The following is a 24,532-nucleotide window of genomic DNA, read 5'->3' as shown; positions in this document are numbered from 1 at the left end:
CCCTGACCGAATCACTCCACAATGCTTTAATTTCGTCACTGTTGAGAGGCGATCGCTCTCTACCCAAAGCTAATCCTTCACCTCACGAATGATACGGCAAGGATTGCCTACTGCAAGTACTCCCTCTGGAATGCTCTTCGTCACTACACTGCCTGCCCCAATGACTGAACCCGCCCCAATCTGGACACCCGGAAGGATCAGGGCACCACCGCCAACCCAGACATCTGAGCCGATCTCTATTGGCTTAGCCAGTTCCAAACCTGTACGGCGATCGCTAGCGCTGAGTGGATGAGTCGCTGTGTAGATTTGCACCGCAGGCCCAAACATGACATTGCTACCAATCAAAACTTCGGCAACGTCTAAAACAACGCAGTTGAAATTAAAGAAAACCTTATTGCCCAATGTGATGTTAGTGCCATAGTCGCAGAAGAACGGTGGCTCAATCCAAACCTCTTCATTTGTGATTTTGAACAACTCTTGGATAATGCGGCGACGCTCCTCCGGTTGGTCATCGCGGGAATCATTGAGCGTCTTGATTAACAGGCGAGCCCGACGGCGTTCAGCGCAAAGTTGAGGGTCGAGTGGGTCATAAAGCTCACTGCTCAGCATCTTGTCCTTTTCGCTTTTCATCTGCCCCTCCTAGCCCAACCGCCAAAACTCACTTGCCGTTGAGTTCACCGCTAACCTAGCATCTGGCTTCAGCGATCGCAGCTATTAACTCTTTCCCAAAGGCGATCGCCTTTGTCCTGATTTGCTTATCAGCAAGGTGGATGAAGCGAGAACAGGAGACTGCAATTGGGCACACTACAAGCATCTCCTCCGCCACCTCCACAGGGCAAACTACCGATGAATAGACGCTTTCAGACTAAAGGGCTTTTTCAGACTAGAACACGTAGTTCCCAAGGATTTACCATCTTTGACCTAGCAGCCTATCTCTTCTTAGTTGGCTTGCTCGTCCTGGCCTTACCCATTTTTCTACAACCCTCTGCTGCTAGTGGTAGCACCAATTACCGGAGTCGAGCCGTTTTACCGCTGCGTTTAGAAATCGGGCGCTGATTCTGAGGAGTGGCAGCGTTATAGATTTTCTCATTCGCCTCCGCCGACTTGAATAGATCCACTACTGGACGCGGATAATCCACACCAATTCTGACGTTGAAGCGCTGTTGTTCGACAGGTTGCAGTTTCCACGGTTCATGTACTTTCGCAGCAGGAACATTGGCTAGCTCTGGTAGCCAGTGCTTCACATATTCACCCTGCGGGTCGTAATCTTTCGACTGCTTGAGAATATTGAAAAAGCGGAAGCCACGGGCATCATTGCCCACACCAGCCGTATAGTTCCAGTTGCCCCAGTTGCTGCACACATCGTAGTCAATCAGCATCGACTCGAAATACTCCGCACCGATTCGCCAATCAATGCCCAAATTCTTCGTCAAGAAGCTCGCGACATTTTGACGACCGCGATTGGACATAAATCCCGTTGCCGCCAGCTCTCGCATATTGGCATCCACCAGCGGAAAACCCGTTTGCCCTTGCCTCCACAGCTCAAAACGCTCCGGGTCATCTTTCCATGCGATCGCCAACCCTTGCAAGCCAGAGCGATAGAACACGCGATCGCCATGTTTGGCACAGACAAACCGGAAATAATCGCGCCACAGCAGCTCAAAAATCAGCCAGTAGGTTGAATCATTCTTAATCCGCTGGGACTCATATTCCTGCACCTGCTCATAGATGTAACGCGGCGACAAACAACCCAACGACAGCCAAGGCGAAAACTTCGACGAATAGTCTGCCCCCAACATGCCATTGCGCGTCTCCTTATAGGTTTTGAGGCGATCGCGCTGCCAAAAATATTCATGCAGCCTTGCCAGCCCTGCCGTCTCCCCACCTTTGAACTGCACCACCGCACGTTCATCCACAACAGGCAGCTCCAAACCCAAATCTGCCAGTTGCGGCAACTCACCCACCTCTACGTCGGGCAAAGAAGGCAACTTCTGAGGCTTCGGCAACGCGGGATCGACATTGGCATACTTCTCCACCTGCTTCCGGAAATTGGTGAACAGCTCCGGTAGCTCAGCAATCTCAAACGGCAAATTATCGGGATGATAAAGCGTCTGACCCCACAAAGTCTTCAGCTCCACCCCTAAAGGTTGTAGTGCAGTTTTTAATGCCCTTTCGATCACCGTCTCCTCAGACGTAACCTCGCCATAACAGTAAACCGCCGAGATCTGCAGTTGATTAACTAGTTCCGGAATGATGGCCTCAGGCAAACCCCGACGCACCACCAAATCACTGCCCAGCGATCGCAAGCTTTCCCGTAAATCTGCGATCGCCTCCAACAGAAACTGCGCCCGAAACGCCCCCGTCTTTGGAAAACCAAACGAGGTTTGATCAAACTGCCGAGCATCAAAACAATAAAAAGGAACCACCTCAGCCCCAGCCTGCAGCGCTTCATGCAGAGGCTCATGGTCATGGAGCCGCAAATCATTGCGATACCAAATCAAAACTCGTTTTTCAGCCACAATCAATCGTTCCAGCCCAATTTCTTAAATAGATAAAGCTTAAACAAGCCCCCCTACCCCCCAAGCTTGGGGGAACCAGATTAAAGCATAGGTAAACATAGCTCTGACTAGCATCCACAAGAGGAACTGAAGAGAGTAAGGGTTACTTCTGGAGGGGGTCTGGGGGACGCAGCCGTCCCTCAGCGGGGGTTTGGGGGCGAGTCCCCCCAAGGCTCGGATTTAGCCCCAAAAACTAAAAATCAGCACTTAAAGGCGTACGCGGGAACGGAATCACATCTCGAATATTCGTCATCCCCGTCATAAACTGCACCAACCGCTCAAACCCCAAACCAAAACCCGCATGGGGCACCGTTCCATAACGACGCAAATCGAGATACCACCAATAAATCTCTGGGTCTAATCCTTGGGCTTTAATCCGCCGCTCCAGCACATCTAGGCGCTCCTCCCGTTGCGAACCGCCGATAATCTCCCCAATCTTAGGGGCCAGAATATCCATTGCCCGCACCGTTTTCTCATCATCACTTAGGCGCATGTAGAACGCCTTGATCTGCGTTGGGTAATCTGTCAAAATTACAGGCTTTTTGAATACTTCTTCCGCCAAGTAGCGCTCATGCTCCGACTGCAAATCTAGACCCCACTCCACAGGGTACTCAAACTTACGATCGCATTTCTCCAGTAGGGCGATCGCATCAGTATAAGTCAGCCGCTCAAACTGATTATTGATGATGTTGTCCGCCGTCGCCAGCACTGTATCATCAATCCGCTGATTGAAAAACTCCATATCTTCCGGGCAGCGCTCCAACACCGTCTTGAAGATATGTTTCAGGAACGCTTCGGCCAAATCCATATCGCCGTCTAGGTCACAGAAAGCCATCTCTGGCTCCACCATCCAGAACTCAGCTAAGTGGCGGGAAGTGTTAGAGTTCTCAGCTCGAAACGTCGGACCAAACGTATAGACATTACTGAATGCCATTGCCATGATTTCGGCTTCGAGCTGCCCACTCACCGTCAAGTAGGCAGGTCTCCCGAAAAAGTCTTGGCTGTAATCAATTTCTTTCGCGTCCGTTAGCGGCACCTGTTTCAGATTCAGGTTCGTGACTGCAAACATTTCCCCCGCCCCTTCACAGTCACTCGCCGTGATCACAGGGGTATGGACCCACAAAAAGCCCCGCTCTTGGAAAAATTCGTGGATCGCAGCGGCACAAGCATTCCGCACCCGGAATACAGCCCCTAGGGTGTTCGTGCGAGGACGCAAATGACCAATAGTACGCAGAAACTCAAACGAATGCCGCTTCTTCTGTAAAGGAAAGCTCTCTGGATCGGCTTCTCCGTAAACCGTTACCGATTGGGCTTGCAGCTCAATTCGCTGTCCCTTGCCCTGAGAAGGAACTAGAACCCCAGAAATCTCGATCGAGGCACCCGTGTTGGCCTGCTTCAGCACTTCCTCATAGTTGGGCAAGTCTTGGTTCAGCACCGCTTGTAAGCTGGCTAAAGCAGAGCCATCGTTAACTTCTACGAAAGCAAAGCCCTTCAACTCTCGCTTGGTTCGCACCCAACCCTGAACGGCGATCGCTTCATTGGGTTCACCGCTGCGCAATACTTCTGCAATCCGTCGTGTCGCTATCATCGTTAAACACTAAAATCGGGGGCTAATTGGCACAGGACTTCAAAATCCAGCCTACAACAACGCCCAAACCACCAAAACGCATCGCTTGCCAGAAAACATCCTTCAAGCTGTTCCAGGAGAGTAACTGGCTTTCTAGGGCGACCTCCAAGGCATCTAACTGCTGCCGAATTTGCTTGAGTTCTGCTTGGAGTTCTTGGCGTACTTCCTGCGATCGCGTCCGTCGCAAGTCACGTTGCACTTGGTCCAAATGCTGTTGCAGATTGTTCTGACGGGATTGGTCGTCCTGAATTTGAGTGTAACGTTCTTTGAGAGATTGCAGCGATCGCTCTAGTTCCTGTACCGTCTCCGCAAACTCTTGATCGAAAGTCGCTGAAGATTCATCAGCATGAGTCAGTTCGGCATCCGGTTCAGGCGGTGAAGGCGATGATGATTCGGGCGGTAGCTTCATGACAACAATAGTAAAGTAGGGTTAGATGCCAACCCAGCTCACACGCCTTTAGGACTTGCTTATGCCGGATGCAACTTCCAAACCAGCAGCGATCGCTCAAGGTCTCACTGCCCCTCAGACCGCACATCTGCAAGAATTGAGCACTCTCGAACTGGCTCAAGCCCTAGCAGCCCGCTTGACCTTAACAGACATGGACTGGCATCGGCTAAAGTCTAACCGGAAAGTGCGTGCTAGCGAACAAGCCGCCGCCGCTTTAGTTTTTTTGCTCAAAGATCAACCAGAAGAAGCTTTAGCCCGTTTTCGCCAAGCCGCTGGATGGCTCGATCGTTCTGTGTCTGCGCCTCCGTGCCCAACACATGGCCATCGCCCAGCCAGCTACCCACCCAGCTCCGATTCCGAAGTTTGAGCTTCCGCAGGCTGAAGCACCTGAGCAAGCTTTAACGAGAATGTTTTAACTCTGATCAGCTTCCGCGTCCTGACTGGGATCAAGCTTTCGCTCTGGCAACGTCAATTGAATTGCGCTTGATCCCCGTGATTTAGTTTCCACAATAGCTGTAGTCGCTACCGAAGTCGTGCCTTTCACGATCGCTCCAGAGCTAGAAAACGCTTCGCCGACTGGCTGGTAAATCAGGGTCAAGAGGCAGGAGCAACCAGCCAACAAGAATAAATCGAGATTTTTCGAGCGAGATAACCAGTTGTGCGATCGCTTCACAGTTTTAACCATATTGTTCAACGAGAATCCTGACACCAGTGACTGATTTTTAGGAGCACGAGTGCCTGATCACTCAAAAATAGTAGCCTACATTACTGAAGATGCTGCTTGAGTGAGTGGCATCTCACCTAGAATGCCCCAAATGAGGACATTGGATATAAAAGCCAAAATTATTAGCGAACCAGAGGCAACTTGAAACGATTACTCACCTCTTTGCACAGTCTTAACTCAGTCCCAGAAGCGTTCCACTGCACTCGGTCAAACACTTGGTAAAGAATGTACAGACCCCGACCGCATTCTTTCTCGTTATGAGGTAGGTGTTCTGAACAACCAGAGCTACAAGAGGTAGGAGGCGCGAACCCTGATCCCTGATCTGAAATCACCCACCAGTACTGATTTTCCACTACAGAGAAGCGAACTAGAACTGTCTTGCTAGGGTCTAGTTTGTTCCCATGCTTCGCCGCGTTCACTAGTGCTTCTTGTAGCCCTAGCCTAAGCTCTGCTTGCCACTGAGCTGGAACCTCTGCAAGCAGTAAATCTAGAACTGGATAGAGATAAAGGGTAGAAGCAAAGCTAACTGTGCCCCAATTGCGCCCTACAGGCCGAAGTGAAACCGAAATCACTTAAAAAACCCCGTAGTTTTCAGGTGGATAAACAAACATTGGTTTGTTAAGCAATCACCCTGAGAATAACCTAGTAACCTTCTTTCACTCAAGCCTGAGTTGGTTAGTGTCATGCCTTTAAACACTAGAAGGAAGTCGCCAGCCTAACACTACGGTAATTACTGAAACTTATTACAGAAATTACTCACTAGATCAAGACTGAAACAAGTTGACTTTCTATAGCTCAATCTACGTTGCATGAAGGACAACGCTTCTCAGGCTTTTTAAGTTTTTAGAATTATTAATCTACTATTACCATTGTACCGAAACCTCACTCAAAAATATAGTCAGAAGACTAATTTGAGCTCGTGTCAGTTCATTCAGGAGAGGCATCGCGAGCTGCAAGTCTAGATTTGCGGTAGTTGCAAGGACTGTAATGATTGAGATAAGATGCGGCGAAATTGGGCAAACTCAAAATTCTCAATGGTTTTTCGACGGAGAATTTCTGGCTGGCCCAGCAAAGAATTAGGGTGAGTTCCCTGGAGGATCTGTGTGAGATTTTTCGCGATCGCCTCTACATCATCGGGATCAACCAAGCAGCCTATTTCCCCATTGAGGAGGGGATCAACGGCTCCGTCTTGGTTTCCGGCCAGAACTGGTTTGCCGCAAGCTAAAGCCTCTAAATAAACAATGCCGAACCCTTCTCCACGGCTTGGTAAGGCAAACACATCACAAAGATTGTAGTGATCGCAAAGTTCTGACTCGGGCACAAATCCGGTTAGGGTGACACAATCTTGAAGATTGAGCTGGTGCACCAATGCTTCTATGTAAGGCACATTGTTCCCCTTACCAGCTAGCACATAGTGGGCATTTGGGATATGATGCCGAATTTCTACCAATGCCTGAATAATTTGGTTGTAACCCTTGTAGCCAGTATTTTGATCAAGGCGAGAGACAGTCAAGATCACGGGTTGATCAGGAGTTAAACTGTAACGCTCTAATAAATAGTTTGGTTTAGGCGCAATTTTAAAGCGGCTAGCATCAAAGGCGTTGGGCAACACAGTTACATGATCTGACGGCAGAGACTGTTCGCGTAACAAGCGATCGCGCGTGTAGTGGCTGACTGCCATCACTTGGTCAGCTCGCTGGAGCACAGCCTTGAGCGCTGCGTTCTCAACATTCCAAGCTTCCAAGCCATGTAAAACCACGCCGTACGGTACCCCCGTCAGACGCTTAAACCAATCAAAGACCACGCTGTAAAAATCTAAGTGGGTTGTCAAAATCAGGGTCGGGCGCTGCCGAAGCCCTAAGCCAACCATTTTGGCTGCTGCTAGGCTCGCCATCCCATACCGTCGCCATAGATTGCGATCGCCATGAGATTGCCCAAAGTAGTGAAACCGAGTCTGAGGCAAAAACTCCAAGTCTTGAAGGTTAACTTTGTCAGAGCGGTCATATTTTAGAAACACATCATATTCAGCTTCTGGATATAACTCCTGCAACGCCCGAAGTAACACTGCAGAGTAAACTTGAATGCCACCCATGTAGCCAAAAATGTTGGGAAAGAGTAAATAGAAGTGAGGCTGCTTCACAGTGTCGTCCAAGGTCGCATGATTCAACTTACGGCGTAACCCATGTAGATCCCTGAAGTTTGGGTTAACAATCATGGTTGGTAATTGCTAAGTCCTGGCTACTAATTGCGATTGCAGCGATTTTTATGTAAACCATAGTAAAAAAAGGTGAACAGTTTTTCTAGCTGCTCACCTTTTTCTCAGGTTGTTAATTGCGGCTTATTTACGCTTTCTCAGCTGCACCTGCTTTGCGACGACGACCCATGAAACCAAGCGCACCGACTCCTAGCAATGCACCAATTGTGCCTGGTTCAGGTACAGATTCCGCAGTCACGATAAAGTCGTTATAATCTCTGTCCCCTTTCCAAGAATCATTTACAGCAATCAAGGTAGTTCCTGGTGCAGCAGTGATGGTTTTCTTGGTTCGTTGACTCAAGTCGGAGCCATTACCCTTGAAGTTTGTGTAGTAATCAAAGGTTTCACTACCGCTGACGAAATTGAAGGAGGTTTCAGCAGAATCTGTATAGACAGTTTTGGCTCCCTTGGCAGTCAAGCCGAGGAAGTAGCTGACACCTTTAGCGAATGTAAAGGTAGTTTGGCAAGGCTGTACGGATAAAGGACAGGTTCCTTTCGCATCGTTCTTGTTGCTGCTACCTGGGTCTTTGGCCTGAAGCTCTGTGAATAAGGTTGTCACGAACTTTTTGCTGGAGTCATAGACATTGAAATCAGATTGATATGCACCATGGGATGCAAAGAAGTCAAACTGAACATTAGTCGTGTTGGCGAAGGAGAAACTCCCGTCTGTATTAGAGGTAGCACCCGCGAAGCTAAAAGCTTGTGCAGGAGCAGAAACACTCATTAGGGTAGAAATAGCAGCTACAGCTACTAAAGATTTGCAAGGATTCATGTTGTGTCTCCGTAAGTAATGCGTGACGTAGGCAAAAGCCTTTCTAAGGTGGTACTAATTACCTTTGAAATTTTTTGAGCTCCCAGCTGAAACAAGCTGGAGTCCTGAAGTCAGACTGATAAGGACCACACGATACGTGCATCGGATGGGGCGGTAGATGCTAAGGGCCGAACGGCCTAGAGCCTGGCTTGAGAACTGAGTCGGAAGACTGGATGTAGGAATTCATCCTTTTCCAGCCAGGTTACTGTAGCGATCGCGTAATTCAGACCAGGAACTACACTAAGTTTCAACAGTTTTAGCGACTAGAAGCTAAGTGTTAAAACGACTACCTACCTGAATGAAACTGTCTTTTGCTTGACCCTGCCGTAACTACTCTATACACGGCTAGTGGGAAGTACCATCGTGGCAGGGCAATCTTCACTCATTCTTTAAGTTAGAAGGTATTCAGCTGTAGAGAATTTAATGAGTACCTTCATGATTGGGTTAATTTCAATCAATTTAAGCTCGAACTATTGTGGTGATAACACGCAGGCAGGAAGCATGTTTTTTGACAAAATAAAACCCGCCCTATGACTAGGGTGGGCTTAGCTTAATGCCATATTTCTAAAATTTAGTCTGGGCTCAGCGATGGGTAATTCGCCTTGCCCAATATTATGGACTTAGCTGGACGACAAATTGTTCCTACTAGCTGAACTTTAAGGAAAACCCATGTCCGCTTCGCAGTCGCTTGATACAGTTTCTTTAGACAGATTGCAAGGTTTCTTGGGCTTCCTGAGCTACTTGCGGCACTTGGTCTTGAGCTAACGTTGTCAACGCTGACTGCGCTTCGGCTCCACCGAGTCGTCCTAAAGCTTGCACCAACCGATGGCGGACTTGCCAGTCAGGATGAGAGGCATAGGACACCAACAAAGGAATAGCGCGGCGATCGCCTAATTCCCCAAGCGAACCGATCGCCGCCATTTCAACTAATTCGTTTTCAGAAGTCAGGGCCGTTTCTAACAACTCAAAACCACGGGGATCACCGAGTTCTCCCAAGGCCGCAATGATACTGAACTGCACCAACCACTCTGGGGTTTGTTGATAAAGTTGCTGTAGATCTTCCAGCGCATCCTGTAGTTTCAAGGCTCCCAAGGAATCAGCAGCGGCAGCTTGCACATCAGGCTCTGAGTCATTGTGTAAGCGATCGCGCAAAATCGTTGCGGTTTGAGCTAGATCGTGGTGGCCCAGGGAGGAAAGCTGGCTGACCGCCGCATAGCGAACTCTTGCACTACTATCTGCTACTGCGGTTTGAATCAGTTCAAAGGCCGTAGCAGGCTCTAGCTGGCGGAGTTGATTCACTCCTCGCAGGCGATCGCCAAAGTCTTCTGAGTGCAGTAAAGCTTGCACAGATTCGGGCGTAATACTCATGTTGATAATCTCGCTTTTGGTATGGAAATGGCGATCGCGGCACTAGGTGCCTGATCTATCAATGTTTTCAAGCAATTGATTTTGTTAATCTTGGTGGGCAGCCATCGCTCGGACAATGTCACCCCGCGTTAAAATCCCAATGACGTGACCCGTGGCATCTAAAACAGGCAGGCGATGAATACTACGCTCGTGCATTAAACGAGCGGCCTCTTGCAGTGGTTGATCGGGATTTGTCGTCACCGGGTCGCGACTCATCACTTCCCCCACAGTTTGACCCAGGGCTTTATGTAAGTCCCGCTCGTAACGGGATGGATTTTCTAAATAGATCACACTATCTAAAATCATGATGTAGGCAGGGGGGGTGGCTCCAGTTTCCTGCCACATCAAATCTGTTTCGGAAACAACACCGATTAATTTGTCGGACTGATCAACGACTGGTAGGCCACTGATTCGTCGCTCTGCCAAAATCTGAACCACTTCCTGAAGCGGGGTTTCAGGCTTAACGGTGATGGGATTGCGGCTCATGACTTCCGCAACAGTTTTGGGCATAGCAAATGCCTCTCCTAATAGGGCTCTGGCCTCATTCTAGGCAATTCTGGGGATCAACCGAAGGAGTTTTAAGGAGATTTATTTTCCTGAGATTTATAGAAGGCGCTGTAGCTGTCCTAAATAATTATCCGGTTGAGGTTTGTGAGAGGCGTGCCCTCAGGGGGTGCGGCTCTCACAAACCCTTCAGGACTTAGGCTTAAAACAATGAGCCATCCTTTAAGGACCAGCTGGGCGAGGCGACGCAGTCACCCCTGACGGACTTTGCAATAACTCCAGCGCCGACAACCCTTCTCCCTGAGAGCCAAAGTACCAAAGGGTAGCAGCGGCTTCTGCCCGCGTCACTGATTTTTTGGGTTGAAAGAGCGTGGTATATCCCAAAGCTCGACGAATATTGGCCAAATCCCCATTTTGAAAATCAGCCAAGACCGCTCGCAGCGCTTTCGGATCAATTTTCCCAGCATCTTGAAAGCCCCAAGTTTCTTTCACTGCATCCAAAGAAGCAGCGGGCAGAGCTTGGCGGGTATCGAGCGGCAACTTCCACAACAACATGACTTCGCGCGTCAATGGAGCATCGGGCCGAAAGCTGACTACAGTCGCCTCACCGGACAAGGGACTCGGAATAATACCTGCTTCAGCTAGCCCTTGAATCACTTCAAAATCTGGGTTAGTTTTCGGCACATCTTGAAATACAGGCTTGGTACCACTAGAACCCAAACGAACTTGTTGCCCAGAGCGATCGCTATAAATGCGGTTGTTGGCTGTAACTAGCCAGCGGGCATACTCACGGCGAGTAATGATTTTGTTTGGCTCAAACAGGGTTGAGCGATTGGCAGCAGCGCTTTTGGTGTCGCTAGAGCGGAGGGGTAAAACTCCTAACTGTGCCAGATCTTTGAGGTAAGACCGCAGTTCTTTTGGGGCTTTATCGAGGTCGGTGAACCCTTGAGGATTCGCCGTAACAGGTGTGGATGTGGCTGGGCTGGTTGTACCTGATGCGGTGGCTCCCTCTAAAACGGGACCGACAAACTCCGAATCACCGGGTTGGGGAGCCTCAGAATTGGGATTGACCGCTTGAGACGCAACACTGCCACTCTCGTAGGCGTAATCAATCGTGAATACAGTACTGGTGGATGAACTACTAGGGATGGGGGTTGAGCTAGGGGCAGGGCTAGCAGTATCAGGACTAGCATTATCAGGGCGATCGCTGGGAGTAGGCAAGGCAAAAGTTGCCGTAGCTCCAATCGCCACTGTGATTTGTAAGTCATTCCGCCGTGCCACCAAGGTAGCAGGCAAATCTTGAGTCGCCTGACTTACCAATTGCCAACCATTGGTTTGCAACTGCTGTAAATAAAAGCTTTGTACAAAGTTACTCGGATCACCGCTGGTCCATTGGGCTTGTCCAGTTGCCTTCTCCGTTGGGTTGGCAGTGGCATTCGTTGCGGCACCTGTCGGGGTAGGACTGGCAGGAGTCGGACTAGCGACTGGAACAATGTCCTGTAATTGTGACTCTGGATAAATCGGAATTTCTGCCGGAAAGTCAGCGGGTCGGTTGGCATTCGTTGCAGTTTGCCCATCACCCCCTGGTTGCCCCACATTGCCAGTACTCTCTCGCAACTTAGAATCAGCCGCTAGAGAGTCCTTGAAAACATTACCTGTGGAGCTGTTGGCACAAGCCGTTAAGACAACGAGCAGCGAGGCAGCCAAGCCAGCCCGTACAGTGGGGCGTCGATTGGGTAGCACAGCAAACTAAACAGTGAACATCAATTCTACGCTAGCGCAGATTGGTCCCAACCAGGAATTGGCCCGTTAATCTAAATTGACGTACTTATCTAGATCCTGAATCTGGGGGTCTGGAAACTGCTGCAAGACTCGCCACAAGACAGTGTAGGTGCCATCGGAGTGCCGAATCACTGGCCGAAACGCTAGAAGGTGGTCACTACTAGGGGTTTCTAGTAACAGATCTAGATAGCGGCGATCGCTACGAGACACAGGTTCTCTACTCATCACAATCTCTGGCATCTGGAATTGCAGCGATCGCATTAAATAAGTTTGGTTCAAGCTAATGGGGGCTTGGCTCATTAATGGCTGATTCAGCGCTAGGTTATTGACTTTTCCACTCAAGAAGCGGCGGCGATCGGTTTGAATCGCGTCGAGTTGATTGGGTGGCGCATAAGTGAGAAAAAATTGCCGCAGATCAGGAGCTAACTCCACTTGCTGAGTCGGGAGTGTAGCTTGCAAAGACTCTATCGGCACATCTCCCATCGGAGCCAAAAAACCGTAATTTAAGCCAGACTGCACGAGTTGAAAGCGGCCATTCTCAATCTCCAGCAGAAATCGAGGGGTGAATTTTGCCTCAGACTGCACCAAAGGGACAAATGGAAAGCGCTCAGCGACCGTGGGTTCTAAGCGATTCTGTAAAGCGCTGGGTGGGGGGCGGTAAGCCTCAGACAACAGGACACGAGCAATACCAGTGTTGGGCTGCTCTAGAAACTTGGCATAAAGCTGACGTTCTTTGGGATAAAGCCCGTAGGCGTATTGATCTAGAGCTTCTACTTGCCGAGTGGGAGCGGAAAAGCTGGCTGCATTGGGGAAAGCGCTTTGGGTACGAGTCAACAGTTGCTTGATCGATTGCAGAAGCGGAGCGGCTTCTGGAGGCGGGGCGATCGCGGGTGACATGGGTGGCACATAATCCGCGATCGCTGTTTTCGCAGCTTGACCAATTACAAGTGGCTTCTCAGTCGGCAAAGTGGGAGCGGTGCCATAGCGGTAGGTGGCTGGTTTGCCTAAGTTAGGGCTTTGAGTGGGGGTGCCTGGGAGCGAGAGAGCTTGTCGTTCTCCCACGACTCGTAGTGGCTTCACTTCCGCGATCGATGCCAGCATAAACAGGCGGCGATCGAGTAAATCACCTAGGGACGCTAATCTTTGAGTTGATTGGTATAGATTGCAGTAAACGGTACCCTGCGACTGACTAAGGCCAGAGCCAACCGTGAACGGTTCTTCTGTATTGCCAACTCGGATTCTGGTAGGCGCACAGAGTAAGTTAGGCAGGGGATACTGGCTCTTAAGAAACCGATCTACAGCCGCAGTCTGTAAAGTTAGTTGCCCTCGTGCCGCCCGCACTTGATTTGGATCAGGCTCAGCCACCGCCCGTTCTATGCGATTGACTAACAAAATTTGGGCTTGCAGCAGTTGCTGGGCTTGGGGCCAGAACCCTTGGGCTCGAATCACCTCAGTTGGTACGGCATCGGTTTCTGCGGCAACCGCTGGGGGCTGCATTAGCAAGCTCAGCACTGAAGACCCCAACAGCAATACGGAAAGACAGCGCATGGCAACTAACCCGGATATCTGGACGAGGACAGATCCTTTCTCAAGTTCAGGGTGCCCGATTTAGTAAAAAAACTTAAACCTCAGTTAGCAATCGCGCTACAAAATCTCTCTCTAGACAGAAATTAACGCTGCTCCAACAAATTCAGGTAACTCAACCACGATCAATTAGTATCAGCTAGTTCAACAGTTATCAGTTTGATGCGACTTTATGGCCAATTGGGTAGGATGACAAGCGATCGCTCAATCTTTGCAGCGCAATCCTTGCGGCCCAGTCCTTGCAGCCCCAGCCTTAGACTTTAGGGTGCGATTTTTTGACGCTCCAACCGACCACTGTCAGGCCAGCAGTCTTAGCCCTGGCTAAAGCTTCTTGTGAAGTTTCCCCTTCCAAAAGCTCACATTCAATAAAGTCGGGAGCCTCGAAAAACTGGTAGCCCAAGGGCAAGTGTGGCGGCAGATGAGAACAAGTGAAAATTATTTTTTGATTCATAAATAATCATAAGTATTTGTAGATAGAGGTTCTAGATTAAAAATTCTGTCAGGTTAAAAAAACCGCCAAAGCGCTTATCTTTATGCACACTTTCAAGAAAACAGCAATACCCACCCAGAGGTGTCTTAACTCCAACATACCTTTCAGTAGCTTTGGGACTTTGGTTTATGGATTCAGACAGCTCAGGTAGTAACTTGGCTTAAAGCAGCAGCCAATTGTTGCAAGTGAGCTGAAGTGTGAGTAGCCATCACCGTAATCCGAACTCGGCTAGTCGGCACCGTGGGGGGTCGAATCGCCGAGGCAAAAATTCCAGCTTGTTTGAGTTTTTGCCCTATCTGGAGCACCGTTGCCGCATCTGGCACTTGAAAGCAAAGAATCGGTGACGCAGAGGGGAGGGGCTTTAGCTCAAAAGCAATCGGAGCATCGCTCCAACTTTCCGCAATTAATTGTTGGAGATGAGCTACATTCTGCCAAAGTTGAGCCCGTCGCTGCGGTTCTTGCTGCACGATCGCGATCGCGGCTGAGGCCGCGGCAGTATCCGCCGGAGAAAGACCTGTAGTGTAAATCCAAGTGGGGGCGCGGTTGCGTAAGAAATCAATCAAAGTAGCAGAGCCAGCCACATAACCGCCCAAACTACCGAGCGCTTTGCTCAGAGTGCCAATTTGAATTAAGGGGTGCCCAGTACAACCGAAATGCTCAACGCAACCTGCTCCCGTCGCTCCCATTACGCCTGTGGCATGGGCTTCATCCACCAGCAGCATTGCCTCAAACTCCGTGGCGATCGCCAGCAACTCTGGTAAGGGGCAGAGATCACCGTCCATACTAAAGACGCTATCGGTCAGAATCAAGCAGCGACGGTAGCGATCGCGCTGTTGGGTTAGCTTGGTGCTCAAGTCAGCCACATCACAGTGGGCATAGTCCACTACTGTAGCTCCGCTGAGAATGGCTCCATTCTTCAAGCTGGAGTGGTTGTACTGATCCGACAAGATCAAATCGCGCTTACCGACCAAAGTCGCGATCGCGCCCAAATTAGCCAAATACCCAGAGCTAAACACCAACGCATCTTCAGTTTGCTTCAGAGCCGCGATCGCTAGTTCCAACTGCCGATGGAGTTCTCGATGCCCCGTAATCAGCCGTGACCCCGTACTCCCCGTACCAAACTTTTGTGTGGCTGCGATCGCCGCTTGAATCAGGCGATCGTCACTGGTTAGGCCCAAGTAATCGTTGCTCGCAAAGTTGAGCACTTCTCGCCCTGCTAAGCGCACTACTGGCCCAGCTTGGCTTTCAATTGTTTGCACCGAACGATACCAATCCGCTCGGTGAATGGTTTCTAGGGACTGTTTCAACCAAGCATAGGGATTCGTAGCCATTCTCAAGTATGGCTCCTAAAGATTAGCGCCGCCAAACTTCCATCCCATTGCGAACATCGCGATCGCCCAACCAAGCGCTAGGGTCGCCTTGGACATAAACGCCGTCTGTCTTAGAAAACACCACTCGCAGCGTACCTGTGCGGCCAACATTCAGATAACCCGCCGACCAAACATCGTACTTGGTAATACCAGTCAGGACAACTCGATAGCTACCAGGAGCCAGATTCAACACCTGCCGACGATTATAAAGCTTGGGACGGTAGACTTCTTCGCCATTGATCCACACACTCCCCCAATCCTTGCCTAACGCATCAAACTCTACCAGAACAGGCGGCTGAATCTGCTGCGGCTGAACAATGATGATATTGCCGCCATGAGGATAGCCAGGATAGCCCCAAGGGTATTGATTCACCGGGACAGAAATATGAACTTGGCCAGATAGAACCAAAGACGAGAGTAGCACAGGAAACATAGACCTTGCCCCATATGAGGGAAAACCTGAATCCCCTCGGTATCTATAGAGACAAGTCTAATGCCTACAATTGTTCCGCCAAGTACTTGTTTTGCCAAGGAATTATTCTGCCAAGCACTTGTTCCACTAAGTACTGGCACTACGTAAATAACTAAGTAACCAATTTGCCATTGTGGCTCGGCGCGTCAGTCGAGGCACCAGCTCACCTACCTTGTAGCCAGTAAACCCTAACTGCTCCTTCAGCAACTGTTTATTTTCTGCTGGAATCGATCGCGTCAGCTTCACCGTTGCGGGGCGACTCTCAATAAAATCTGGAGGTTCAGGATACGCCTCTCGCCAATCTGGAGCCACATCCGTTACATCCCAATGCCCATTCACGTCATCGTAGCGATATCCCAAACAATGCCAAACCAAACCATTGGCGATCGCATCATCAATTTTGTCGTTAAGGATATCCCAGACAGTATCAGGATTGAGAGGAGGTAGATCAGACATAAACGAACCACAGAATTCGCAAAAACTTTTAGCCCGATCTAAAAAATTACCCCAAATCCAACCCAAAAATTTTTTCTCCTTAAAGTCTCCTTCTCCTATTCATCAGGTATACTCAACACCCCAATGCACTTCTGGAGGGGGTCTGGGGGACGCAGCCGTCCCTCAGCGGGGGTTTGGGGGCAGGTGCCCCCAAGCTCTTTTCTTATACAAACTAGGTCAAACAACCACAAAAATCTTTTACAGACGATTCAGCTCACCCAACACCTTAGGTGAAAACAGCGCCTTCTTTGGGCTCAGGACCAATGCAGGAAACCACATTCCGCATAAACGTAATTTGGTCATTAAACTCTAGCCCCTTAATCGCATTAAAGAACTCTTGAGCATCACCAGACATTTGATAGTCAGAAGGCACATTAACGATCTGACCGTTCTCCATGCCTTGAGCTAACAGATACCAGAAAGCCAATCTGTTGCTGGAGTTGAAGTCTCCATAAGAAGTACCAAACTCCGAGGGTTGGCCAGCTACGACATCCCGTTGAGCTTGGAGCTGTTGATCTTGAGGCAGTTGTTGAATGCGATCGACAACCCCTTGAGCGATCGCGAAACCAGAGGTGTCAGGGCCACCTTTGGGGGTGAGAGAACCCTTCAGTTCCTCATAAATAAACCACAAAAAAGCAAGTTGAGTATCTGCATCAAAGGATTGGAAACTTTGGATCGCTTGCTTTTGATTATTGGCAATGTCAGTGTATGTCATAGGAGCTTGAAATTAACAACCCCTGAAATTTAACAAGCGGTACAGTGGGCTTAACCCTGCTCAAGACATAAGCTTCTAACTAAAATCATTACCTTTAACCCAACTATTGACAGAGGTTAGTTTCTGGCAGCGCCATAAATGGAGAGCAACATTCATAAGACTAATAGTCAAGCTCAAGCCTCGATTGTGAGCGCTGAGTTCCGCATTAGAGGGCAGCTAAATGGCAAACGTTAACCACCCAAGAGCACATGTTTGGATTTCTGGGCGAGTCCAAGGTGTCGGTTATCGCATGTCAACTTGTCAGGCCGCAGAAACCCTAGGAGTCAATGGTTGGGTCAAGAACTTACCCGACGGACGAGTAGAAGCAGTATTTGAGGGTCCACCAGAATTGCTGGAAGAGATGATTCGGTGGTGTCACAAAGGGCCACAGATGGCGGTCGTCCAGGAAGTCAAAGTGGAGTACGAAGAGCCAGAAGAAATTCAAGGATTTCATACGAGTCGCTGAACGAGCCCAAAATTAGCAGCTCATTACAACACCACTACGACGGCGGTCGCCCGCACCCGTAATGGTTCCGTCTGCATCTCGTATCACAGTATGCACGCCACCAAAAAACATATTTTCCTGCTGCCACAACACCCGTTCATCGTCCGGCGGCAGATGCAGTTTGCTCAGCTCAGCCTCACTAAATCCTGGCTCAACATTAAATACAGAGTTTTCCCAATGAATTCGTGGACTCTCCACTGCGGCTGCCACAGGCATTTGGAAATCTAAAATATTAGAAATTACTTGCAGAATTGCGGTTCTAATTCGATTGGAACCCCCAGAACCCAAAACAATTTCTGGCTGTTGATCTTTCAACACAATCGTAGGAGCCATCATAGACGCAATGCGCGTATTCTCCGGCCATTGATGAAAGCCATTTGGGTTCAAATCTTCCTCTCCCAACATGTTATTCATCATGATGCCAGTGCCAGGAACTATGTAACCGCAACCTTCGCCATTAGAGGTAGTTACACTCGCAGCATTGCCTTCATCATCAATCACGCTCAGATGCGTTGTACTGCCCCACTTATTCACGGCATTCGATAACTGCGCCTGATACACTTCCACTTGAGCACCGTCCAGAAATGCTTGAGAATCCTGCTGGAAGAGTTGGTAAGATTGCTCTCGACGCGCTGCATTCGTCAATCGCATCGTTGTAGCCAAAAGATCTAAATGTTGAGCACTGCCAAACCCAAAAGCTGTCAGATCGATCGCAGACAAAAGCTCCAAAGCAAACGCAATTAAAGTGCCGCCAGAGCTAGGAGTAGGGTTGGTCAATAGAATATTATCGCGATAATTAATCGTCAGAGGGTGACGTTCAATCACCTGATACTGCTGCAAATCTTCCAGGGTTAAATAACCACCAGAGTTTTCACAGTCTTGAGCAATTTGATGGGCAATATCACCTTGATAAAATCCCTTCGGTCCAGTTTTAGCTAAATAAGCTAATGTCTCTGCCAAGTCTGGCATCACCAAATTGGTTCCAAGTGCGACCAATGGACCGTCAGGAGCAAAGATTTGGCGTGATTCTGCCGAAGCGGTCAGAATAGGGCTGAGAATTTGAAAGCAGAAATATTGAAAATCAGAAATTTCTACACCGTTTTTGGCATAGTGAATTGCAGGTTCTGCGATCGCCTGAAACGGCAACCTACCTAACCTTTGGTGCACGTGAAAAATGCCAGCCACATTTCCTGGTACTCCCATCGAGCCCAAGCCAATGTGAAATTCTTGAATCGCCCCACCAAAGTTGACATCAACCGGGTAAAAATCTAAAGCAGATTGGGCCTTTTTAGAACCAGGTGTTTGAGTAAAAAAATCGAATAAAATATCTTCTTGCTGAGACGTATGCGCTAAAAGAAACCCTCCTCCTGCCGGAGAAGTCAGCGTCGGCTCCACGACAAAAGCCGCCATTACCGCTGCGATCGCCGCATCAAAGGCATTACCCCCTAAGCGCAACATTTCCAGCCCTGCTTCGGCTGTTTTGGCATGTCCCGCAGCAATCACACCGTGAGTTGAGTTTGGCATAATCTATGTTTTCTGATCGAGGCGAATCGCTTGTTCTAGAGCCGCTTTAGTTTTGGCCCGCTGCACGTAGGCTTGCAACTGAGTGATATCCCAACCAATTAGCATACTTAGGTCTTCTAAACTCAACCCCCGCATCAGCATTTCCACACACCAAGTTGGTTGGGCTTGCTCAATCCGGGGTGGGTGCCCTTCCGGGGTCAACAAGTTCTCTATCATCTGCTGCCATTGCGATCGCACTTCCACCTCTGAAATCGGTTCGCCCGTAGCCGAAAGAAACAAAGCAGACTGGGCATCTTTACGACTTTTGAGCCAGTGAGTCAGGGGATTGCGAGTATAGGAGCCATAGCGTTGCCCCAAAATCCACTGGTTGACTGGTACTTGTCTCACCCCATTGCGAAGCACTTGCAACCAATGTTGCTGAGTGGCACTAAACTGCTGCGATCGCTGCAAAGCACTTATTTCAGACACACTCAAACCCGCTGCAAACAGCACGTAGGCGATCGCATATTCTTGCAACCCCCGTTTTTTCGCTTGTTGCAAAATAGCATGAACTAAAGGAGCAGGAAGATCAGCTATAGATTCCGAGCCCAAAGGAGCGATCGCCTCCCCAGGATAAGCCGTCATCGCTTCTAGCTGCGCCTCTGACTGAAACACAGCTCCATGCAAAAACAGCTCCACCAAATTATCTAAAAAGTCATCTCGGCTTTCCCAGAGTTCGTGAAACTCACTCGTGAACTCGATCACGGCATACCCCAACAACATGCCGTTGAGCAGACTAGCCAACTTTTCTGCCGGAAGGAGAGTTCGCAAATGTCCCTGATGAATTACTGTGGCTAAATACTCGGCAACATAACGATTCGCCTCTGTGATGCCTTGCCCCAAAGCCTGGCGATTCTCGGCAGGATACTGACCTGCTTCCCCAACCACAGAGCGAACAAAGTCTGGCACACGCTCCAGCGCCTGGAGACAAGCGTTAGCATAGTCTTTAAGGGTTTGGGCAATATTGCTAGTTTGGTTGGCCTGCTGGATCAGAGACTCGCCGAGTTGGGTAAACATCCCAGAGTCCTCCAGCACCGCCAGCAGCAGGCCATGCTTGTTGCCAAAATGCCGAAATAGCGTGACTTCATTGACCTCTGCTAGTTCAGCGATTTGTCTTGTTGTGGTTTCGGTGACCCCCTGAGCCGTAAACAGCTCAATGGCCGCGTTAATGAGGCGCTGTCGCGTCAGACTTCGTTGAGCAGACATAGATAAAATGCAAGTACCACTTGCAATTGCTGGATGGGATTGCTAAGCTATGTAAGTATGGCTTGCATCCTCCTACTGTAGCGGTCTTTTTTGACTTCGATCAAAACCAAGGCACAACCAGTGAACAGCGAGGGCGAGTTCACCAGTTCTGAAACTCCCCAGCACTGGTTAAGTACGGCATTCAAATAGGAAATTTATGACCTCTAATTCCATTGCGCCTGCTGCTACAGGTAGGCCATCCCTGTCGCTGAGTTGGTCTAATGTGCTCTTTTTCGGGAGCTTTCATGCCATCGCTTTGCTGGCACCTTGGTTTTTTTCGTGGTCGGCTCTAGGCGTTACCCTGTTTCTCCATTGGCTGTTTGGCAGCATTGGCATCTGCTTGGGCTATCACCGACTCGTCAGCCACCGCAGTTTTCAAGTACCCAAATGGTTGGAGTACGTCATCATCACCATCGGAGCCTTAGCGCTACAAGGCGGGCCAATTTTTTGGATTGGAGGTCATCGCCAACACCACGCTTTTGCTGAAGATGTAGACAAAGATCCCTATTCTTCCAAGCGCGGTTTCTGGTGGAGCCACATGCTCTGGGTTTTGTACCCGCGTGACGAATTCTTTAATCCCGAGAAGTACTACAGATACGCTCCCGATCTGGCTCGTGATGCTTACTATCGCTTCCTCGATCGCTATCATGTGTTTCTGCAAATCCCGATGGGCCTAGGGCTATACGCGATCGGTGGTTGGTCGTATGTGGTCTGGGGTCTGTTTTTACGCGCAGTACTGTTGTGGCATAGCACTTGGTTCATCAACTCTGTCTCTCACTTGCGCGGCTACCGCACCTACGAAGTGGAAGACAACTCCCGCAATCTCTGGTGGGCAGCTCTGATCACCTATGGCGAAGGCTGGCACAACAACCATCACGCTCAGCCAAATGTGGCACCCGCAGGCCGCCATTGGTGGGAAATTGATGTCACTTGGTGGGCAATTAAAGCGCTCAAAGCAGTTGGCTTAGCTAAGAAAGTGGTGATGCCACCTACAGTAAAAACAGCCAATTAGTTAATACTTACTCGCTTCATTAACAGGTATTAACTCACCTGCAAACCTCAAGCCTTTAGATCGCAGTTCAAGTCACCCTTGTCTCGATTTAGAGGCTTTTTTGATGCAACTTAACTTGTGGAGAAGAGGTTGAGCGATCGCCCCTGTCTTCGAGAGCCAATTCCTGAAATTGCAGATGCCGTACGTTATTTGGATGCAGCAGTATCAGCCCACCTTATCGGACGATTTGATTTGGCTGAGGCTTTGATCTGTCTTGCCGATATTCCCACAGTTCGAGAGTGGACAGAATCTCTCTGGGGTGCCAACAGTCCTTACACGCAGTACCGAGTTGTAGCGAACGCACCTCCGCACTTGCCGAAAGATCAACGGGTTCCAAATCGGATGCCAACAGCAGCCCAAAAACATTTTCTGCATCAACGGGACGGCTACCACTGTAGATTTTGCGGTGTCCCAGTCATCCGAGGTGAAGTCCGCGATCGCCTCAGAAAGTTTTATCCAGATGCCCTACCGTGGGGAAAAACGAATCCAGAACAACATTCCGCCTTCCAAGCTCTATGGTTGCAATACGATCATCTGCTGCCTCACGCCAGAGGTGGCAACAATGATTTAGAGAATGTCGTGATTACTTGCGCACCCTGTAATTTTGGTCGCGGCAGTTACACATTGGAAGAGGTTGGTTTAGCTGATCCCAGACTACGAGAACCCGTTCGCTCAACCTGGGATGGCTTGGAGCGATTCTGTTGAGATAGTATTCTCGATGAATAGGACGATTGCTGGCAAATAGATGACGCATCGTTACTAAATTCTACTAGTTAAAATGCTAAAGGATGGCTCACAAAAACTATACAAAGAAACGAAGGACTGGCTTAATTTATTAAAGTTGTATAGAAAAAATAAATTAGTTACGTTTGAGCGTTCACTTTTAGATTGTTTTGTAAGCTTATATCCATGAAGATCCATGATGGAAGATGATCAAATCGTTAATCAAAATGATGAGATAGGTAGAGTACTATTAATTGACTTAGAAAATTGTCCTGATCAGATTTATCAGCTACAAAAAAATTTGGAGCAATTCTCACAAGTTGTAATTTGCTACGCACAAACTGGAGCCAAAATACCTCTTGACTGGCTTATCCCATTGAGTGCAACAGTGAGCTCAAATAAATTGAGAATCTTTAAAATGACAAATGGTGGTAAAAATGCAGCAGATTTTGGTATTTGCTTTTTTGCAGGTGCCTTAATGCAACAGCTACATAGAGAAACACATTTTGCAATTATTTCAAATGATACTGACTTAGATCATGTTGTAAATTTACTTAAAAGCCAAGGACGTTCAGCAGAGCGTATAGGCACCAAGAAAGAGGAAAAGAAAATTACTGCTACAGTTACAGAAACTACAGTTAAACCTAGGGTTTTAGTTTCGCCAATCAAAACATATTGTATGCATCTCGTTACCTACAGTAAAAATAGACCAGCTAAGAAGGATACTTTGCTTAATAGTATCAAGAACAAGTTTAAAGATTCACCTGAAGCAGCAGAAGAAGTTTTTAGATTATTGACAACGCAAGGTGCAGCAACAATTTCGGAGAAAAAAGTTTCTTATAACGATAAGAAAATAAAAGAGCTTGCAAATCAATCCTGATATGTTAAAAACATTAGAAACCACTAGAAAATAGGTATAAAAAACAAGGCAATTTATTATAGGAGCGACCGCCTTGTCTAACTCAGCGATCGCCCCTCCAACTCCTTACTTCAGAAACACGATCGTACAAATTCTGCTAAGCGCTCCATGCCTGTTTCGATCGTGGTCATGTCGGTGGCGTAGGAGAGGCGGATGTGGTCATCTGCACCGAAAGCAACACCTGGAATTACCGCGACCTGTTGGGTTTCAAGCAACTCATCACAGAACTCTAAGGACTTGAGGCCAGTCTTGCTGATATTGGGGAATAGGTAGAAGGCTCCGTCTGGTGGCGGGCAGCTCAGACCAGGAATCGCGTTGAGGTGATCTAGCATCACTTGGCGGCGTTGGGCAAAGGCTTGCCGCATTTCTTCCACGCAGTCTTGAGAACCTGTATAAGCCGCGATCGCCCCGTATTGAGCAAAGGTGCAGACATTAGAAGTGCTGTGGCTTTGCAGCGTACTGACTGCCTTGATTAAATCCGTCGGGCCTGCCAGGTAGCCAATTCGCCAGCCAGTCATCGAGTAGGCTTTGGCAAAACCGTTACTGATAATGGTGCGGTCAAAAGCGTCTGGACTCACCGCTCCGATGCTGAGATGTTCTGCGTCGCCGTAGATCATCTTTTCGTAGATTTCGTCAGAAACCACTAGGATGTCCTTCTCGACGATGACTTGAGCGATCGCACGAATTTCATCGGGGGTGTAGACAACGCCTGTAGGGTTGGAGGGCGAGTTGAGAATAAACAACCGCGTTCTGGGCGTGATGGCTTGGCGCAGTTGGTCGGGGGTGACTTTGAAGTCACTGGCAGCATCTGTTTCGAGGATCACAGGCACTCCTGCGGCGAGCTTCACCATTTCTGGGTAGCTAAGCCAGTAGGGGGCAGGAATAATCACCTCATCGCCGGGATTCAATAGGGCCAGCATAAGATTGAACAGAGAATGCTTGCCGCCATTGGTAACGACAATCTGTTCCGCTCGGTAGGACAGGTGATTCTGGCTTTGCAGTTTCTGGGCGATCGCTTCTCGCAGCTTCGGTTCCCCTGCCGCTGGCCCGTACTTAGTTTTGCCCTGATCCAGCGCTTGCTTAGCAGCTTCTTTGATATGCGTGGGGGTGTCAAAGTCGGGTTCCCCAGCGCTGAAACTACACACATCAATGCCCTCGGCCTTCAGAGCTTTCGCTTTTGCGGCGATCGCCAATGTCAAAGAAGGTGATACCTGCCCCACTCGTGCTGCCAGCTTCATTACGCTTT

The 24,532-nt window shown here is 49.0% G+C and carries 24 protein-coding genes; 5 read left to right on the top strand and 19 right to left on the bottom strand.

Annotation, left to right across the window (positions count from 1 at the left end; all coding sequences use genetic code 11):
- Positions 1–69 precede the first annotated feature (69 nt).
- The 4 genes from H6F72_RS00785 to H6F72_RS00770 form a co-directional block, all read right to left on the bottom strand.
- On the bottom strand, positions 70–630 hold the full coding sequence (locus tag H6F72_RS00785; protein ID WP_190431130.1) for a sugar O-acetyltransferase: 561 nt from the start codon (positions 628–630) through the stop codon (positions 70–72).
- A gap of 377 nt (positions 631–1,007) precedes the next feature.
- Positions 1,008–2,519, bottom strand: coding sequence for a DASH family cryptochrome (locus tag H6F72_RS00780; RefSeq protein ID WP_190431129.1), 1,512 nt, complete (start codon positions 2,517–2,519; stop codon positions 1,008–1,010).
- Between the two features lie 232 nt (positions 2,520–2,751).
- Entirely contained in the window at positions 2,752–4,146 is a 1,395-nt protein-coding gene (gene asnS / locus H6F72_RS00775) for an asparagine--tRNA ligase (protein ID WP_199295739.1), read from the bottom strand.
- A gap of 22 nt (positions 4,147–4,168) precedes the next feature.
- Positions 4,169–4,594, bottom strand: a complete 426-nt coding sequence (locus H6F72_RS00770) for a TRAFs-binding domain-containing protein (RefSeq protein WP_190431128.1) — start codon at positions 4,592–4,594, stop codon at positions 4,169–4,171.
- Between the two features lie 61 nt (positions 4,595–4,655).
- Between H6F72_RS00770 and H6F72_RS00765 the strand changes: the two genes are divergently transcribed.
- The gene (locus H6F72_RS00765; protein ID WP_190431127.1) at positions 4,656–5,000 is read left to right on the top strand and encodes a DUF6439 family protein; all 345 of its coding nucleotides are present in this window, start codon (positions 4,656–4,658) and stop codon (positions 4,998–5,000) included.
- Positions 5,001–5,045: 45 nt separating this feature from the next.
- Here H6F72_RS00765 and H6F72_RS00760 read toward each other — a convergent pair whose 3' ends face one another.
- The 12 genes from H6F72_RS00760 to H6F72_RS00705 form a co-directional block, all read right to left on the bottom strand.
- Positions 5,046–5,318 carry a hypothetical protein gene (locus tag H6F72_RS00760; protein WP_190431126.1) on the bottom strand — a complete coding sequence of 91 codons (273 nt, stop codon included), beginning with the start codon at positions 5,316–5,318 and terminating at the stop codon, positions 5,046–5,048.
- Positions 5,319–5,479: 161 nt separating this feature from the next.
- Positions 5,480–5,929 carry an ATP-binding protein gene (locus H6F72_RS00755; RefSeq protein ID WP_190431125.1) on the bottom strand — a complete coding sequence of 150 codons (450 nt, stop codon included), beginning with the start codon at positions 5,927–5,929 and terminating at the stop codon, positions 5,480–5,482.
- 386 nt (positions 5,930–6,315) lie between these two features.
- Positions 6,316–7,572, bottom strand: coding sequence for a glycosyltransferase (locus tag H6F72_RS00750; RefSeq protein WP_190431124.1), 1,257 nt, complete (start codon positions 7,570–7,572; stop codon positions 6,316–6,318).
- Between the two features lie 127 nt (positions 7,573–7,699).
- Positions 7,700–8,383 (bottom strand): PEP-CTERM sorting domain-containing protein, encoded by a 684-nt coding sequence (locus tag H6F72_RS00745; RefSeq protein WP_190431123.1) that lies wholly within the window; start codon positions 8,381–8,383, stop codon positions 7,700–7,702.
- 741 nt (positions 8,384–9,124) lie between these two features.
- Complete coding sequence (gene nblB / locus H6F72_RS00740; protein ID WP_190431122.1) at positions 9,125–9,790, bottom strand: phycobilisome degradation protein NblB; 666 nt, start codon at positions 9,788–9,790, stop codon at positions 9,125–9,127.
- An 84-nt stretch (positions 9,791–9,874) separates the two neighbouring features.
- A complete protein-coding gene (locus tag H6F72_RS00735; RefSeq protein WP_190431121.1) occupies positions 9,875–10,339 on the bottom strand; it encodes a CBS domain-containing protein in 465 nt (154 codons plus the stop codon).
- A gap of 216 nt (positions 10,340–10,555) precedes the next feature.
- Complete coding sequence (locus H6F72_RS30990; RefSeq protein WP_190431120.1) at positions 10,556–12,076, bottom strand: S-layer homology domain-containing protein; 1,521 nt, start codon at positions 12,074–12,076, stop codon at positions 10,556–10,558.
- Between the two features lie 66 nt (positions 12,077–12,142).
- Positions 12,143–13,663 (bottom strand): hypothetical protein, encoded by a 1,521-nt coding sequence (locus H6F72_RS00725; RefSeq protein WP_190431119.1) that lies wholly within the window; start codon positions 13,661–13,663, stop codon positions 12,143–12,145.
- Positions 13,664–14,332: 669 nt separating this feature from the next.
- Positions 14,333–15,520 (bottom strand): 8-amino-7-oxononanoate synthase, encoded by a 1,188-nt coding sequence (gene bioF / locus H6F72_RS00720; protein ID WP_190431118.1) that lies wholly within the window; start codon positions 15,518–15,520, stop codon positions 14,333–14,335.
- A 22-nt stretch (positions 15,521–15,542) separates the two neighbouring features.
- On the bottom strand, positions 15,543–15,992 hold the full coding sequence (locus H6F72_RS00715; protein ID WP_190431117.1) for a hypothetical protein: 450 nt from the start codon (positions 15,990–15,992) through the stop codon (positions 15,543–15,545).
- Between the two features lie 126 nt (positions 15,993–16,118).
- Positions 16,119–16,487, bottom strand: a complete 369-nt coding sequence (locus H6F72_RS00710) for a DUF1823 family protein (protein WP_190431116.1) — start codon at positions 16,485–16,487, stop codon at positions 16,119–16,121.
- A 265-nt stretch (positions 16,488–16,752) separates the two neighbouring features.
- Positions 16,753–17,241 (bottom strand): orange carotenoid protein N-terminal domain-containing protein, encoded by a 489-nt coding sequence (locus H6F72_RS00705; protein ID WP_190431115.1) that lies wholly within the window; start codon positions 17,239–17,241, stop codon positions 16,753–16,755.
- Positions 17,242–17,461: 220 nt separating this feature from the next.
- Between H6F72_RS00705 and H6F72_RS00700 the strand changes: the two genes are divergently transcribed.
- Complete coding sequence (locus H6F72_RS00700; RefSeq protein WP_190431114.1) at positions 17,462–17,746, top strand: acylphosphatase; 285 nt, start codon at positions 17,462–17,464, stop codon at positions 17,744–17,746.
- Between the two features lie 12 nt (positions 17,747–17,758).
- Here the strand turns inward: H6F72_RS00700 and ggt are convergent, their stop codons facing one another.
- Together ggt and H6F72_RS00690 are read right to left on the bottom strand one after the other, a co-directional pair.
- Positions 17,759–19,309 (bottom strand): gamma-glutamyltransferase, encoded by a 1,551-nt coding sequence (ggt, locus tag H6F72_RS00695; protein WP_190431113.1) that lies wholly within the window; start codon positions 19,307–19,309, stop codon positions 17,759–17,761.
- A gap of 3 nt (positions 19,310–19,312) precedes the next feature.
- Entirely contained in the window at positions 19,313–20,554 is a 1,242-nt protein-coding gene (locus H6F72_RS00690; protein ID WP_190431112.1) for a TetR family transcriptional regulator, read from the bottom strand.
- 196 nt (positions 20,555–20,750) lie between these two features.
- Here H6F72_RS00690 and H6F72_RS00685 point away from each other — a divergent pair, with 196 nt between their 5' ends.
- The 3 genes from H6F72_RS00685 to H6F72_RS00675 all read left to right on the top strand — a co-directional run bounded on the left by H6F72_RS00685 (position 20,751) and on the right by H6F72_RS00675 (position 23,247).
- Positions 20,751–21,605, top strand: a complete 855-nt coding sequence (locus H6F72_RS00685; protein WP_190431111.1) for a fatty acid desaturase — start codon at positions 20,751–20,753, stop codon at positions 21,603–21,605.
- Positions 21,606–21,722: 117 nt separating this feature from the next.
- Entirely contained in the window at positions 21,723–22,349 is a 627-nt protein-coding gene (locus H6F72_RS30985; protein ID WP_190431110.1) for an HNH endonuclease, read from the top strand.
- A 214-nt stretch (positions 22,350–22,563) separates the two neighbouring features.
- The gene (locus H6F72_RS00675) at positions 22,564–23,247 is read left to right on the top strand and encodes a PIN domain-containing protein (RefSeq protein WP_242016720.1); all 684 of its coding nucleotides are present in this window, start codon (positions 22,564–22,566) and stop codon (positions 23,245–23,247) included.
- A gap of 110 nt (positions 23,248–23,357) precedes the next feature.
- On the opposite strand, the gene H6F72_RS00670 is transcribed toward H6F72_RS00675, so the two are convergent.
- Positions 23,358–24,524 carry a pyridoxal phosphate-dependent aminotransferase gene (locus H6F72_RS00670; RefSeq protein ID WP_190431109.1) on the bottom strand — a complete coding sequence of 389 codons (1,167 nt, stop codon included), beginning with the start codon at positions 24,522–24,524 and terminating at the stop codon, positions 23,358–23,360.
- Positions 24,525–24,532 lie beyond the last annotated feature (8 nt).

It is taken from the genome of Trichocoleus sp. FACHB-46 (assembly GCF_014695385.1).
GTDB lineage: Bacteria > Cyanobacteriota > Cyanobacteriia > FACHB-46 > FACHB-46 > Trichocoleus.
The sequence above is the reverse complement of the archived record's forward strand: the minus strand, read 5'-3'. Positions and strand labels throughout refer to the sequence as shown.